Source organism: Chlorobiota bacterium (assembly GCA_016710285.1).
Taxonomy (GTDB): Bacteria; Bacteroidota; Ignavibacteria; order OLB7; family OLB7; genus OLB7.
Genome location: JADJXR010000001.1, coordinates 2,071,747 through 2,083,928 on the forward strand (window position 1 = coordinate 2,071,747; position 12,182 = coordinate 2,083,928).

Sequence of the window (12,182 nt, forward strand, 5' to 3'; positions counted from 1 at the left end):
CCCTTGCGGAAACATCACCCGCCGCCGTTGCGCCCGCCGAAAAAGACCTTTTGCATGAAGGCCGCTTCGGGAATGTTGCGCTGGCCGAAGGCTTGGAACAGGGAAGTGTCGTCGTAAGGAACCTGGCGAAGCGTGATCCGGCAGGTCCCGCCAACGGCTTCCGCCACGGCAAACCGCGCAACGGCATGGCGGTGGCAACCCAACGACCCGGGGTTGATATACCGCGCCCGCCCGCGTTGGTCGTCGCTGGGATGGTGGTGGCCGTAGAAGACCACCTCACCCTGCACCCCTTCGAACAACCGGTCCAGTTCATCAGCCGTTGGTTGGTGTATGATCCTTCGGAAGCCGATTCCGTTACGCCGCAAAGCGTAATGAAGGAATGCAAGCCGCTCCCCTGCAACTTCGCGGTGGGCGGTCCATTGCCAGGCGGCAACGTCGCGGCGCAGCGTGGGGGAAATCTGGGCGTAGGTCCATTGCTTGTGCTGAAGCTCCGGCAAGCTCATCCACGCCGGCGGTGGGGTGGGGATGCCGTGGGCGAAGTAGTAATCGTGGTTTCCCATCAGGCAGGTAAGTCGCGGGGTGCGCAACAGAAGGTCCAGGCATTCGGAGGGCTGCGGACCAATGCAGAGCGCGTCGCCGGTGTGGATGATCTCGTCGTACCCCTCACGCGCGGCCACCCCCAGCACCGCCTGCAGGTAGCCGGCAAGTTGGCGTGGGTATCGGTGAAGATGATGAGTTTCATGGGCGCGAAAATATGTTCGATGCTTGGTTCGGCGAGCGTTCACCGCGCCGGGCGAACTTGCCGGAAGCCTTGTGGGCGGCATTGCTGGCCACAGCCGTATTGGCACAGAAAGGGACCTGCGTTATCCTGGTGCAACAGCTTGGTTTGTGGCTATATTTGCCCGCAATGAACAACAGCCAACATCCTTCAAAACTTCAGAAACCTCCGTTGCAGGAGGTGGTGTTCGAGGCGCGTTGGAAGCCTGATGTCAGCAAGCAATCGCGCCCTTCCTACGACACAGGATTTGAGCTGGCCCAGGGAAGATTATCGGAGCGATTGGAGCGGCATGGTTTCCATTTCCACCGCCGCATCGTGCCGGATCAAGTACCGACCTCCTTCCTTACCGATCAAATTGTCCATCAGTTCTGGCACGCCCAGGATGAGTTCCCGCTTGTTCAGTTCGGTCCGTGCATCATCACCGTAAACGAGGATGGAAAGGGGTATGAATGGGAACGGAGTTTTTGCCCGCTGATCCGGCAAACGTTGGATCAGCTGATGGAAAGCTACAAGAACACGCCAACGTTGGCGGAGGTGAAGCTCCTGTACATTGATGCGATTGACCTCCCCGATGCTGCGGATTTTTTACACCACTTGCAGAAGCTGCGGGTGAACCTTCAATTTGGAATACACGATCAGCAGGAGCTTGCCGACGTTAAGGTGGATTTTGGATACCAGCTCGATCACGATTCAACGCTCCGTTGCTCCATCCAAAGCGCGACCAACAACCGTACCGGAAACCCTGCATTGATGTGGCACACCGCCGTCCACCGAAACCAATGCGAATCCTGGGAGGGGACGCCGCACGTTGTGGATTCCGTGATGGAATGGTGCCAGTACGCCCACGCCACAGCAAGCAATCTTTTCAAGAATATGACCCAGGGAGAACTTTATGAATCCTTCCTTTAGCATCGGGGAGTTGCGCAATCCTCACTCGGTTTCTTCGGCCTATCACGGCCAAGTGCGGCAGGGCTGGATGGATAGCGCCACCATCCATAAAGAAACGATTTCCGGCAACGCATGGAAGGTGATCGAATCCCTCCATTCGTTCCGCCAACTGGAAGAAAATTGGGATAGCTACGGAGCCGCCAAACCTTCCGAAAAAGCTATCAGCAAGGCAATCAATCTTGTGAAGCAATTGGACAAAGCCGGAAGGGGTGTGTACTTCGTTGCGCCGGGACCCAACGGCGAAATTGTTGTGGAGCTACGGCTTGGCGAATGCTCGGTTGAAATCTACTTTGATGAGGAGGGGCGGGGGGAATACAAAAGGTTCAAGAACGGGGAACTTGACTATGAATCCGCTACCCTGCATGGGGTGCATGAACTGCTTCGGACGTAAGGGCCGCTAACCATTCGTCGGCATCATTCTGAATCGAGACTCTCTTGCCAGATATTTTCTGTTGAATGCCATTGACGATACCGACAACCTGCTGCGCCGCGTCCCGTTTACCAACCCCAGCTACATCAAAGCCGATGGGTCAATTACTTCGTTTGCATTCAAGCTGCGGAAAGGGGAGAACGGGTTGTCGGTAGATGTTGAACGGCTTACGACGTATGAGGCCTCGGTGCTGGATCGGTCCCGATTCCGCTTGTACAGCCTGCCCGCTTCGTGCCCCCGAAACCTGGGGCTTCACTGCCTTCCCGATCCCCTTCCCGACAACGCCGCCCATGCGCTGATAACGGGGAACTTCACCGACGGGATATCGCGGCAATTGGCGCAATCCGCCACGCCTGTCCCCGACCCCGGCTCGCCAAATCGGCGATAAGCCCCCTACGACGATAACGCCGCAACAAACACCCCAACAATCTGCTCCAGCCCGGCGCGGTCGTCGTCGTCGAATCGCCCGGTGTGGGGGCTGTCCAGATCAAGCACCCCAAGCAGTTCCCCATGGTTGATGACCGGAACCACAAGCTCCGAACGGCTATCGGCATCGCAAGCAATGTGGCCCGGGAATTGATAAACATCCGCCACCACTTGGCTTCTCTGTTCGGCGGCAGCGGTTCCGCAAACGCCCCGCCCAAGCGGGATGCGAACGCACGCCGGCTTCCCCTGGAACGGCCCCAGCACTAACTCGCCATCATCAAGAAAATAGAATCCTGCCCAGTTCAGATCCGGCAGCGTGTGGAACAGAAGCGCGGCGGCGTTTGCGGCGTTCGCCACAAGGTTCCGCTCCCCCTCAAGCAATGCCCGCAGCTGCTGGGCAAGCAGGGTGTACAACTCCGTTTTGGATTCGGCGTGGATAGCGTGTAATTCCACCATGATTGTTTGCTTAGTCGGTTATCCGTTGGCTGTGTCGCGGCTGGTGTGTTGGGTGGCTTCCCCAAAGCTGATCCCTTCGCGCAGCATCAGCAGCGCGCCGATCAGAATCGTCCCCAAATATGGCGCGGCGTGCATCACCAAGGCAAAGGAGACCGCGTCCGACTCACCCACGGCATAGAGCGTCACCAGCGCGGTGCGGCAAAACAGGTGATAGACCCCAAACGCCCCGGGTGTTGGGGCAATCGTGATGCCCACCGTGGTGATGGCCAACGTTGTCACCATTGCCCCCATTCCCAGCCCGTAGCGTTGGTCGTAGCCAAAAGCAAGGAAGCCAAAGTAGATGGAGAACGCATAGAAGACCCAAAGCAGAAGCGACCACAACAAGATCATGATCCCGCCGCGCGCGCCGCTGAAGTTCACGCCGGAACGGAACTCCTGGAATATCTCCTGCAGCTTCGCCGTCAGTTTGCCGGGGAACCGGCGGCACAGCCATGCAACCATGGTTGTCCCCAGCGTGGTCTTCACCGCCAGCGCCACCAGGATAATCAGCCCAAGAATCGGGATGGAAAGGGTGAGAAGGATTCCGGTGGCGGTGTAGCCGGGAAGCAGATTCTCCAACTGTTGGCGGGAAACAACCAGCAGCAGCAGGAAGATCAGCAGCAGCGCAAGCCCGTCAAGGATGCGTTCCACCAGCACCGTTGCAAGCAGCCGGCTGAAGGGGCGTTGCTCGCGCCGTGCCAGCACCCAGGGGCGAATCACTTCGCCGGAGCGCGGAATGATGTTGTTCATCATGTAGCCGATCACCGTTGCCGAGAAGGCGTTGAATCTTCCCACCGTGTTCCCTTCAGGAATCAGAATCCGCCAACGTTCGGCACGGATGAAATGGGAGCTGATGGTGACGGCAACGCTAACAAGAATCCACAGAAGGTTGATGCGGGCGATGTTCCCCCACAGTTCCCCCCACTCCACCCCCCGCAGCGCGAACCAAAGCGACGCAGCAAGGATTGCCAGAACAACAGCAAGGTTCAGCAGATGTCGGGTTTTGGTGGAGGAAGCCATGTGGTTGTTGGAGTCGGATAGTAAAACGCAAAAAAGGGGAAGACGGTAGGTCTGATCCCCTTTTGCATTGTTCAAGGTGTGCGGCGTGGCGCAGGGCTTGCGGCGGCGGCCGAAGCGATCACCACTTCAGCACGTTGACTTCATCAACGTACACCGTCTGTTTGTTGCGGAACAGCGCAAGCACAATCGCCAAGCCAACGGCGGCCTCGGCAGCGGCCACGGTCATCACCAGCAGCACCATGATCTGCCCGGCCATATCCCCCATGTGTTGGCTGAACGCCACCAGCGTCAGGTTGACGGAGTTCAGCATCAGCTCGATGCACATGAAGATGATAATGGCGTTGCGGCGGGTCAGCACGCCGATGATGCCGATGATAAAGATCACCGCGCTGAGCGTCAGGTAGTATTCTATTGGAAGGGTCAGCATGACAGTTCTCTACGTTTGGATTGGTTCAGCGCGGGTTACTTCAGATTCCGTTTGGTTAGCACCACCGACCCGACCGCAGCGGCCAGCAGCACCAGCGAAACCATCTCGAACGGAAAAACATACGCCGTGGAAAAGAGTGCTTTCCCAACCGCAGCAATCTCCCCGTTGGCCATTGCTTGCGGGCTTCCGGCGGCCACCGGGCGCATCACCTGCGTCAGGCCGTAGATCAGCACCGCGCCCAGCACCATCGTTGCCCCGATTCCAATGGCCGCCCGCGCCGACTGGCGAACCGCCATTTTTTCCTCACGCTGCAAATGGAGCAACATGATAACGAACACCACCAGCACCATGATTGCCCCAGCATACACCAGCATCTGGATAACCGCCATGAATTGGGCATGAAGGGTAAGGTACAGCCCCGCCAGCGAGACGAAATGGAGCACAAGGCTCAGGGCCGACGAGATTGGGTTCTTGCGCATAATGACCATGAGGGCACTTACCGCCGCCATCGTGGCCAGAATGATGAAAAAGGTTAGGTCAAGGCTCATAGGAAGATCGGAAGGTCCATCAGCGAAGTGCGTCGTGCGAATGCCAGGCGTTGCGGCTTGGGTTTCTGTTGTGTGAAAGATCACCGCCACCAACCGCAACAACGGCTGGCAAACATACCGAAGCGACCCCGAAGAACCAAAGGAACGGAATGAAGCAGCAATCGGAGTGAACAGGGTGTAACAGTCGGGCCAGGGCTGGGCCGATTCTTCCACGTTTGCTTGGTGCAAAGCCGGGGGCGGCAATCCTTCCCGGCGTTTGCCGTCTTCAGCGGCCATGAATCGTCGCACGTTTCTTGCATCATCGCTACTTGCCACAACCGGAGCTTCCATGCTGACACTTTCAGGTTTCCGCCGTTGGTCCGATGACCTTTCCGAGGATGGGCAACGGATGCCACTGCTGTTCGTTGGCCACGGATCGCCAATGAACGCCATCGAACAGAATGAATTCCACAAGGAGTGGGGGCGACTTGGGAAGGAGCTTCCCCGCCCGCGCGCCATACTTTGCGTATCGGCCCACTGGGAAACGGAAGGGACCTGGGTGACGGCAATGGAGAAGCCGAAAACCATCCACGATTTTGGCGGATTCCCGCAGGCATTGTTCGACGTTCAATATCCCGCCCCGGGCGATCCCGCACTGGCCGAACACACGGCATCGCTGGTAAGCAGCACCACCGTTGGTTTGGACCAGCAATGGGGGCTGGACCACGGTTGCTGGAGCGTTATCCGCCCGATGTTCCCCGATGCCGACATCCCCGTGCTGCAACTGAGCCTGGACCACACCCGCCCTCCGGAATGGCACTACGCCCTGGCGGCGGAGCTTGCCGCGCTTCGCAAAAAAGGGGTGCTGATTCTTGGAAGCGGCAACATGGTCCACAACTTGCGAATGGCCAGCTTCCGCAGCCCGCAGGGATACGATTGGGCGATTGAGATCAACGAAACGCTGAAAAAGCGAATTGCCGAGGGGGACCACAAAGGGGTGATAGATTACCGCTCGCTTGGCACCGCCGCCACGCTTGCCGTGCCAACAATGGAGCACTACCTGCCGCTTCTCTACGTGCTGGGCCTGCAGCAAACCGACGAGCCGCTGACCTTCTTCAACGACAAAACCATGATGGGCGCAATCTCGATGACCTCAGTAAAGGTGGGGTGAGGGCGGGATGAATTTTACCTGATCGGGTATAATTCCCGCTCCCAACGGTATATTCATACCTGATCGGGTGCAATTATGAAATCGGAATCAAACATCATTGGGGCGTTTATTCGCCAGCGGCGGAAGCTGCTGAAGCTGACGCAGGTTCAGCTTGCAGCAAAGGCAGGGGTGGGCTTGCGCTTTGTTCGGGAGCTTGAGCAAGGGAAGGGGACGCTTCGCCTGGACAAGGTCAACGAGGTGCTGCAGATGTTCGGCCACACCGTCGGTCCGGTGCCGATGAAGCGAGAGGAGGGGTAGCGTGAGGAGCGCGATGATAATGATGCACGACCGTCTGGCAGGGCGATTGATTGAAGATGAGGAAGGGTATCATTTTAGCTACCTAGCGGAGTATCTTTCTGCTCTTGACCCCAAGCCCGAACCAATCAGCGTAACGTTGCCACTGTCGGATGAAGGCTACCACGGTGATAGGCTTTTTCCCTTCTTCGATGGGCTGATCCCTGAAGGGTGGATGCTGCAGATTGCCGAGCAAAACTGGAAGCTGAACGCCCGCGACCGAATGGGGCTGTTACTGGCCTGCTGCCGCGATTGCATTGGGGCAGTAAGCGTTGTTCCCGATCAAGCAATGGAGGCTCCGTGAACAAGCGTTGTCTGGGGTGCTATTTGCCGCTGGAATCGGGTCAGGAAGAGTATCACCCGGCGTGCAGCCGTGCATTGTTCCATGAACCTCTTCCTCCGCAACTCCCTTATGACGAGTCCGATCTGCTTGGTTTGGGGCGTCAGGTAATACAGCATCGCATTGGCCTAACTGGGGTGCAGCCCAAGCTCTCTGCCGATTTGCAGTTTTCCGGCAGAGCCACCATCCCTTCGCGAATGACCATTGTTGGTGTGTGGGGAGGGTTTATCCTGAAACCGCCAACCCCGCAGTATTCACATTTGCCGGAGCTAGAGGACCTTACCATGCACCTTGCTTCCATTGCAGGGATTCGGACGGTTCCTCACGGTCTGCTCCGGATGGCATCGGGCAGTTTGTGCTACGTCACGCGGCGGATTGACCGAAATGGAAAGCAAGGGGGGAAACTCCATCTTGAAGATATGTGCCAGATTACCGGGCGGCTTACCGAGCACAAATATCGTGGCTCCTACGAGCAAATTGGACGCGCAATCCAGAAGCACTCTGCCACGCCCGGCCTAGACCTTGTCAATTTCTGCGAATTGATGCTGTTTGTGCTCCTTACCGGCAATGCCGATATGCACCTGAAGAACGTGTCGTTGATTCGCCAGCCGGGGATTGGGAACATCCTTTCCCCCGCCTACGACCTTGTTGCCACGGCAATCGTGATGCCAAGCGACACCGAAGAAATTGCACTGACACTGAATGGCAAAAAACGGCGAATAACACGCGGTGATGTTGATGCATTCTTCCACCACCTTACCATTCGCCCGCAACAAGCCAATCAGATCTACACAACATTTGCTGGTGCGCTTCCGCGTTGGGAAGAATGTATCCAGCGCAGCTTTGTCCCAGCAGCAATGCAGACAGAGTTGATAGAGTTGATCCAAGAACGAGCGCACCGCTTTGGGATTGGGAAATAATCAGCCATTACTCATCCACATTTACTTCATCACCATGAAACCACTTGCCAACAGCATTGCCGTTGTTGCCGGCGCAACCCGTGGCGCGGGGCGGGGAATTGCACGAATGTTAGGCGAAGCCGGCGCAACCGTCTACTGCACCGGGCGAAGCACTCGCCAAAAAATCGTGCAGCCACGCACCGCCGACACCTCCCCATTCTCCCTTGACCACCGCTCCGAAACCATCGAGGAAACTGCCGAGATGGTGACCGAGTTAGGCGGCATTGGAATCCCCGTGCAAACGGACCACACCGACGAACAACAGGTGGAGCGACTGTTCCAACGCGTCCGTGCCGAGCAGGGGAAATTGGACATCCTGATTAACGATGTCTGGGGGGGCGATGCCTTGATTGAAACGGGAAAACCGTTCTGGGAATTGAACATGGAGAAAGGGCTGACGGTTCTGCAACGGGGCATTCATTCCCACATCATCACCTCGCGCCACGGCGCGCCGCTGATGGTGGAAGCACAATCTGGATTGATTGTGGAGATCACCGATGCCATGAACTTCTCCTACATGATGCCGTGGGGAAATCTTTTCTACGATCTTGTGAAATCCTCCGTCATCCGGTTGGCGTTTACCATGGCGCAGGAGCTTCGCCCGCACGGCGTTGCAGCGGTTGCCGTCACCCCGGGGTTCCTCCGGTCCGAAGCCATGCTGGAGCATTTTGGAGTTACCGAGCAGAACTGGGAAGAAGGGGCCGCGGTTGATCCCCATTTCATCATGTCCGAAACCCCGAACTACGTGGGCCGGGGCATTGCCGCCCTGGCAGCGGACCCCAACATCCTGAGCAAAACCGGGCAGGTGTTCAGCTCCTGGAGCCTTGCGCGGGAGTATGGCTTCGCCGACGTTGATGGCCGCACGCCCGATTTTGGACGCTACTTCGCCACAAGCCAAAACCCCGATCTTGCGGCCATGCGAGAAACCATGGTGCTTCGCCACAACGAGTTTACCACGGCCTTCCGAGGAATGGAGTGGTAGGGAGGGGGAGAAGGGGGGAAGAGAGGCAAGCCCGACGCAGCAACCGGACCATAATCACACAAACTTTTTTGCCGCGAACCAGATGACGATTGCTCTTGCTTCCGACCACGCGGGGTTCCGCTACAAGTCATTGATTGGCCGCCACTTGGCGGCGTTGGGCCACACCGTTGTTGATTTCGGAACCGATTCGGAGCAGCCGGTGGATTACCCACAATTCATCCGCCCAGCCGCCGAATCGGTGGCCAGTGGGAAGTGCGATTGCGGAATTATTTTGGGGGGATCGGGAAACGGCGAGGCGATTGTGGCGAACAAGGTTCGGGGAATCCGCTGCGGGGTTTGTTGGAATGCGGAGTCGGCACGGCTGGCACGCGCCCACAACAACGCCAACGTGATCTCGCTGGGGCAACGGATGATGGACCCCGAAACCGCAATCCAGATTGTGGACTCCTGGCTGAACGCCCACTTCGAGGCCGGGCGGCATCAACGCAGGATTGAGCAGATTGAGTGAACAGATAGAGTAAGGGAGCCACGCCATGAAATTGGAGACTTCCGCAAGGCCATACGAACATCAATAATTGCTGACCGACCATGCACCACCACGACGACGATGCACACCTTGCGCCGGTTGACGACGCAATGATCTTTGCGCTAACCCGCCCCGATAACAACCTGCTGCCGTTGTTCATCATCTACGCCATTGCCTCGGCAGTGGCCTTCCCCGTGACGATGCCCTATCTCTATTTCCGTTTCCGCACCCTTCGCTACCGGTTCGATAACGAAGGGTTGGCGGTCAGTTATGGGCTGCTGTGGCGGCGCGAGTCGTACCTTACTTACGCCCGCATCCAGGACATCCACGTCACCCGCAATTTGTTCGAGCGTTGGCTTGGGATTGGGACGGTGAAAATCCAAACGGCATCGGGGAGTGCCAGCGCCGAGGAAGAGATCACCGGCATCCGCCAATTCAACGAGGTTCGGAACTTCCTGTACGCACGGATGCGCGGGCACACGCTGCAAAATCAATCCCTCCCAGCCGCAGAAACCGAACCAGCAACAACCACCGAAAAGGCGTTGGCCGCCATTCGCGACGAACTGCGGGGAATCCGGCTGGCGATTGGGGAGGGAGGGAAACAGCATGGTTGAGTTCCTGAAGCGTCTCTTCTTTCCGCTGTTGAAAGTTGAGTTGGGGCAGCCGAATCCACCGGCCGGCTACGATCCCCATGAGTTCCTTCGTGTGGAACGCGCCGCCCCGGAATATCTGCGGTATCGGTTGTTCGGATGGATGGCCACATCGGCCCTGCTGCTGGTTGGGTTGATTGCCGGGACAATCGCCACAACGATAGCGGTTCCGGCCTTGTGGTGGATTGACATCCCGTTGGCCCTGCTGGCGGTTGCGAAAATCAGCATCCTGTACATTGCCACGCGGATTGAGTACGATGTCCGCTGGTATATCATCACCGACCGCAGCCTGCTGATCCGCGAAGGGGTGTGGACCCTGCGCGAGATCACGCTGACGTTTGCCAACGCCCAAAACGTCCGCGTTACGCAAGGGCCGTTGCAGCGGTGGTTCGGCTTTGCGAACATCCAGATTGACACCGCCGGGGGCGGGGGAAAAACGCAGGAGGGGCAAGCCGTGCCGCACCGGGCGGTGCTGCGTGGCATAAAAAACCCGGAGGAGTTGCGCGACCTTATTTTGGAGTTGCTCCGCCGCCACCGCACCGCCGGGCTTGGCGACCCCGACGACGGCCATCGCCACCACCACGCCCCGCCAGCCCTGGAATCAGCAAGAAGCAAAGCGTTGTTGGCGGAGATATTGGAGGAGGTGAAAGGGGTGGGGCAAGCAGGAATCTTACCGGAAAAGGGAGTGCTCCCTGGGAAGTAACTATCCCTTCTCTGTAGGGTACTTTTTTCGCTGAAGACCCGATCTCCAACAAAAACGTACACTGCTATGCGTCTTCATCGTTATGCCATCAACGCTGTGTTGCTGGCAATGAGCATTCTCGCCATTTTCCCACAGCTCCTTTTATCGCAGATCCCTACCAACTTTGGCAATTGGCAACTCCCCAAAACACCACAAACACCTGGGTTTGAACCCCGTTTTGAAGACATTTACTTCTTAAACGAACGGCTTGGTTGGGCGGTTAATCTATCAGGGTATCTGTACCGTACTACCGACGGCGGGGACTCCTGGTCAGCATCCAAAATTGAGGTTGGTAGCATACCTCCAGCCTTACGCAGTATCACCTTCCTTGACTCGTTGCGTGGCATCATCGGAACCTATGGTAGTAGCAATCCTATACTGCATACTACTGATGGCGGAGCAACATGGTATGGGGTTAATAATTTCTTGGGTACAAAACCACAAGGAGGAATATGCGGTTTGTGGAAAGTCAATAACCAAGTAGTGTACGGGTCAGGTGTTTATACCGGCCACCCCACCGTTGTGAAAACCACTGATGGTGGTTTTACATGGGAAGGGATAGATATGAGCAGTTACGCTACAGGGTTAGTTGATTGCTGGTTCTCGACTCCTGATTCAGGTTTTGTTGTTGGTAACATCAATGGAAACATTCAAGTAGGACAGGCTATTATTCTTTTTACTGCCGATGGAGGTAAAACGTGGCAAGAACGCCACCAGACAACACGCAAAGGGGAGCAGGGCTGGAAGATATTTTTCCGCACGCCAATGGAAGGATACGTGGCGGTGCAATCACTTGGGGTTGAAAAGTACTATCTCTCTACCACTGATGGAGGCCTAACATGGCAGGAGCATCATTATGCCACGGTATCTCCTCCAACTTCTTTTGGCCCGCAGGGAATGATATTTATGTCTGCTGTGGAAGGGTGGATTGGCGGATGGGGAAATCAGGTGTGGCACACAACGGATGGTGGAAAGCAGTGGGAGCGTATTGAGTTTCCGACAGCAATCAATTTCAATCGCTGGCGGCGGGTAAATGATACGTTAGCTTTTGCAGCCGGTGCCGTGATCTATCGCTACACCCATAGCTCTACTACCAGCATTCGCAGCCTGCAACTGGCAGTGCCACCCACCACTCTTCACCTGCATCCGAATCCAGCATCATCAATTTTGTACGCTCACCTTGAAGGGCTGCCTAACACTGCCGATGATGTCCGGATTCTGAACCTTGCAGGTCAAGTTGTCAAAATCGTTACGGCTCCTGCGAATGGGATGAAAGTGGCTATCTCCGTTGCCGATCTCCCAACAGGAAGCTACGTTGCGCAGATCAACCAGGGGCGATTGAAGATGCAGCGAATGTTCGTTGTGGTACGGTAGCAGTAGTTATTTCAAAGGGCGCAACTCCCGCTTCTGTTGCGCCCTTGATCCTTC

At 56.8% G+C, this 12,182-nt stretch carries 17 protein-coding genes; 12 read left to right on the plus strand and 5 right to left on the minus strand.

The features are described from left to right. Positions 1-14 precede the first annotated feature (14 nt). Positions 15-824, minus strand: coding sequence for a metallophosphoesterase family protein (locus IPM61_07425; protein MBK8911146.1), 810 nt, complete (start codon positions 822-824; stop codon positions 15-17). 83 nt (positions 825-907) lie between these two features. On the opposite strand from IPM61_07425, the gene IPM61_07430 reads away from it, so the two are divergent. The 3 genes from IPM61_07430 to IPM61_07440 all read left to right on the plus strand — a co-directional run bounded on the left by IPM61_07430 (position 908) and on the right by IPM61_07440 (position 2,544). Continuing rightward, positions 908-1,687, plus strand: coding sequence for a TIGR04255 family protein (locus IPM61_07430; GenBank protein ID MBK8911147.1), 780 nt, complete (start codon positions 908-910; stop codon positions 1,685-1,687). Further along, the gene (locus IPM61_07435; protein ID MBK8911148.1) at positions 1,671-2,117 is read left to right on the plus strand and encodes a hypothetical protein; all 447 of its coding nucleotides are present in this window, start codon (positions 1,671-1,673) and stop codon (positions 2,115-2,117) included. Before IPM61_07430 ends, IPM61_07435 begins: the two co-directional genes overlap by 17 nt. 61 nt (positions 2,118-2,178) lie before the next feature. Further along, on the plus strand, positions 2,179-2,544 hold the full coding sequence (locus IPM61_07440) for a hypothetical protein (protein MBK8911149.1): 366 nt from the start codon (positions 2,179-2,181) through the stop codon (positions 2,542-2,544). A 5-nt stretch (positions 2,545-2,549) separates the two neighbouring features. On the opposite strand, the gene IPM61_07445 is transcribed toward IPM61_07440, so the two are convergent. From IPM61_07445 to IPM61_07460, 4 genes are all read right to left on the minus strand, one after another. Next, on the minus strand, positions 2,550-3,038 hold the full coding sequence (locus IPM61_07445; protein ID MBK8911150.1) for a GAF domain-containing protein: 489 nt from the start codon (positions 3,036-3,038) through the stop codon (positions 2,550-2,552). Between the two features lie 18 nt (positions 3,039-3,056). After that, positions 3,057-4,097: a flippase-like domain-containing protein gene (locus IPM61_07450; protein ID MBK8911151.1), complete on the minus strand. Its 1,041-nt coding sequence runs from the start codon at positions 4,095-4,097 to the stop codon at positions 3,057-3,059. Positions 4,098-4,215: 118 nt separating this feature from the next. Then, positions 4,216-4,524: an NADH-quinone oxidoreductase subunit NuoK gene (gene nuoK, locus IPM61_07455; GenBank protein MBK8911152.1), complete on the minus strand. Its 309-nt coding sequence runs from the start codon at positions 4,522-4,524 to the stop codon at positions 4,216-4,218. Positions 4,525-4,559: 35 nt separating this feature from the next. Next, a complete protein-coding gene (locus tag IPM61_07460) occupies positions 4,560-5,072 on the minus strand; it encodes an NADH-quinone oxidoreductase subunit J (GenBank protein MBK8911153.1) in 513 nt (170 codons plus the stop codon). Positions 5,073-5,400: 328 nt separating this feature from the next. On the opposite strand from IPM61_07460, the gene ygiD reads away from it, so the two are divergent. From ygiD to IPM61_07505, 9 genes are all read left to right on the plus strand, one after another. After that, positions 5,401-6,222: a 4,5-DOPA dioxygenase extradiol gene (gene ygiD, locus IPM61_07465; GenBank protein MBK8911154.1), complete on the plus strand. Its 822-nt coding sequence runs from the start codon at positions 5,401-5,403 to the stop codon at positions 6,220-6,222. A 75-nt stretch (positions 6,223-6,297) separates the two neighbouring features. Further along, the gene (locus IPM61_07470; protein ID MBK8911155.1) at positions 6,298-6,519 is read left to right on the plus strand and encodes a helix-turn-helix transcriptional regulator; all 222 of its coding nucleotides are present in this window, start codon (positions 6,298-6,300) and stop codon (positions 6,517-6,519) included. A 1-nt stretch (position 6,520) separates the two neighbouring features. Further along, positions 6,521-6,859, plus strand: coding sequence for a HipA N-terminal domain-containing protein (locus IPM61_07475; GenBank protein ID MBK8911156.1), 339 nt, complete (start codon positions 6,521-6,523; stop codon positions 6,857-6,859). After that, on the plus strand, positions 6,856-7,815 hold the full coding sequence (locus tag IPM61_07480) for a HipA domain-containing protein (protein ID MBK8911157.1): 960 nt from the start codon (positions 6,856-6,858) through the stop codon (positions 7,813-7,815). Before IPM61_07475 ends, IPM61_07480 begins: the two co-directional genes overlap by 4 nt. 34 nt (positions 7,816-7,849) lie before the next feature. Continuing rightward, positions 7,850-8,836, plus strand: a complete 987-nt coding sequence (locus tag IPM61_07485) for an SDR family NAD(P)-dependent oxidoreductase (GenBank protein MBK8911158.1) — start codon at positions 7,850-7,852, stop codon at positions 8,834-8,836. 82 nt (positions 8,837-8,918) lie between these two features. After that, entirely contained in the window at positions 8,919-9,344 is a 426-nt protein-coding gene (gene rpiB / locus IPM61_07490) for a ribose 5-phosphate isomerase B (protein MBK8911159.1), read from the plus strand. Between the two features lie 80 nt (positions 9,345-9,424). Beyond that, the gene (locus tag IPM61_07495; GenBank protein MBK8911160.1) at positions 9,425-9,976 is read left to right on the plus strand and encodes a PH domain-containing protein; all 552 of its coding nucleotides are present in this window, start codon (positions 9,425-9,427) and stop codon (positions 9,974-9,976) included. Beyond that, positions 9,969-10,715, plus strand: a complete 747-nt coding sequence (locus IPM61_07500; protein MBK8911161.1) for a PH domain-containing protein — start codon at positions 9,969-9,971, stop codon at positions 10,713-10,715. Before IPM61_07495 ends, IPM61_07500 begins: the two co-directional genes overlap by 8 nt. A 66-nt stretch (positions 10,716-10,781) precedes the next feature. After that, on the plus strand, positions 10,782-12,128 hold the full coding sequence (locus IPM61_07505; protein ID MBK8911162.1) for a T9SS type A sorting domain-containing protein: 1,347 nt from the start codon (positions 10,782-10,784) through the stop codon (positions 12,126-12,128). The last annotated feature ends 54 nt before the right edge of the window (positions 12,129-12,182 follow it).

Coding starts and splice junctions, on each gene's coding strand:
- IPM61_07425 (MBK8911146.1), bottom strand. CDS start 824: ATGCCGCCCACAAGGCTTCCGGCAAGTTCGCCCGGCGCGGTGAACGCT.
- IPM61_07430 (MBK8911147.1), top strand. CDS start 908: ATGAACAACAGCCAACATCCTTCAAAACTTCAGAAACCTCCGTTGCAG.
- IPM61_07435 (MBK8911148.1), top strand. CDS start 1,671: ATGAATCCTTCCTTTAGCATCGGGGAGTTGCGCAATCCTCACTCGGTT.
- IPM61_07445 (MBK8911150.1), bottom strand. CDS start 3,038: ATGGTGGAATTACACGCTATCCACGCCGAATCCAAAACGGAGTTGTAC.
- IPM61_07450 (MBK8911151.1), bottom strand. CDS start 4,097: ATGGCTTCCTCCACCAAAACCCGACATCTGCTGAACCTTGCTGTTGTT.
- nuoK (MBK8911152.1), bottom strand. CDS start 4,524: ATGCTGACCCTTCCAATAGAATACTACCTGACGCTCAGCGCGGTGATC.
- IPM61_07460 (MBK8911153.1), bottom strand. CDS start 5,072: ATGAGCCTTGACCTAACCTTTTTCATCATTCTGGCCACGATGGCGGCG.
- ygiD (MBK8911154.1), top strand. CDS start 5,401: ATGCTGACACTTTCAGGTTTCCGCCGTTGGTCCGATGACCTTTCCGAG.
- IPM61_07470 (MBK8911155.1), top strand. CDS start 6,298: ATGAAATCGGAATCAAACATCATTGGGGCGTTTATTCGCCAGCGGCGG.
- IPM61_07485 (MBK8911158.1), top strand. CDS start 7,850: ATGAAACCACTTGCCAACAGCATTGCCGTTGTTGCCGGCGCAACCCGT.
- rpiB (MBK8911159.1), top strand. CDS start 8,919: ATGACGATTGCTCTTGCTTCCGACCACGCGGGGTTCCGCTACAAGTCA.
- IPM61_07495 (MBK8911160.1), top strand. CDS start 9,425: ATGCACCACCACGACGACGATGCACACCTTGCGCCGGTTGACGACGCA.
- IPM61_07500 (MBK8911161.1), top strand. CDS start 9,969: ATGGTTGAGTTCCTGAAGCGTCTCTTCTTTCCGCTGTTGAAAGTTGAG.
- IPM61_07505 (MBK8911162.1), top strand. CDS start 10,782: ATGCGTCTTCATCGTTATGCCATCAACGCTGTGTTGCTGGCAATGAGC.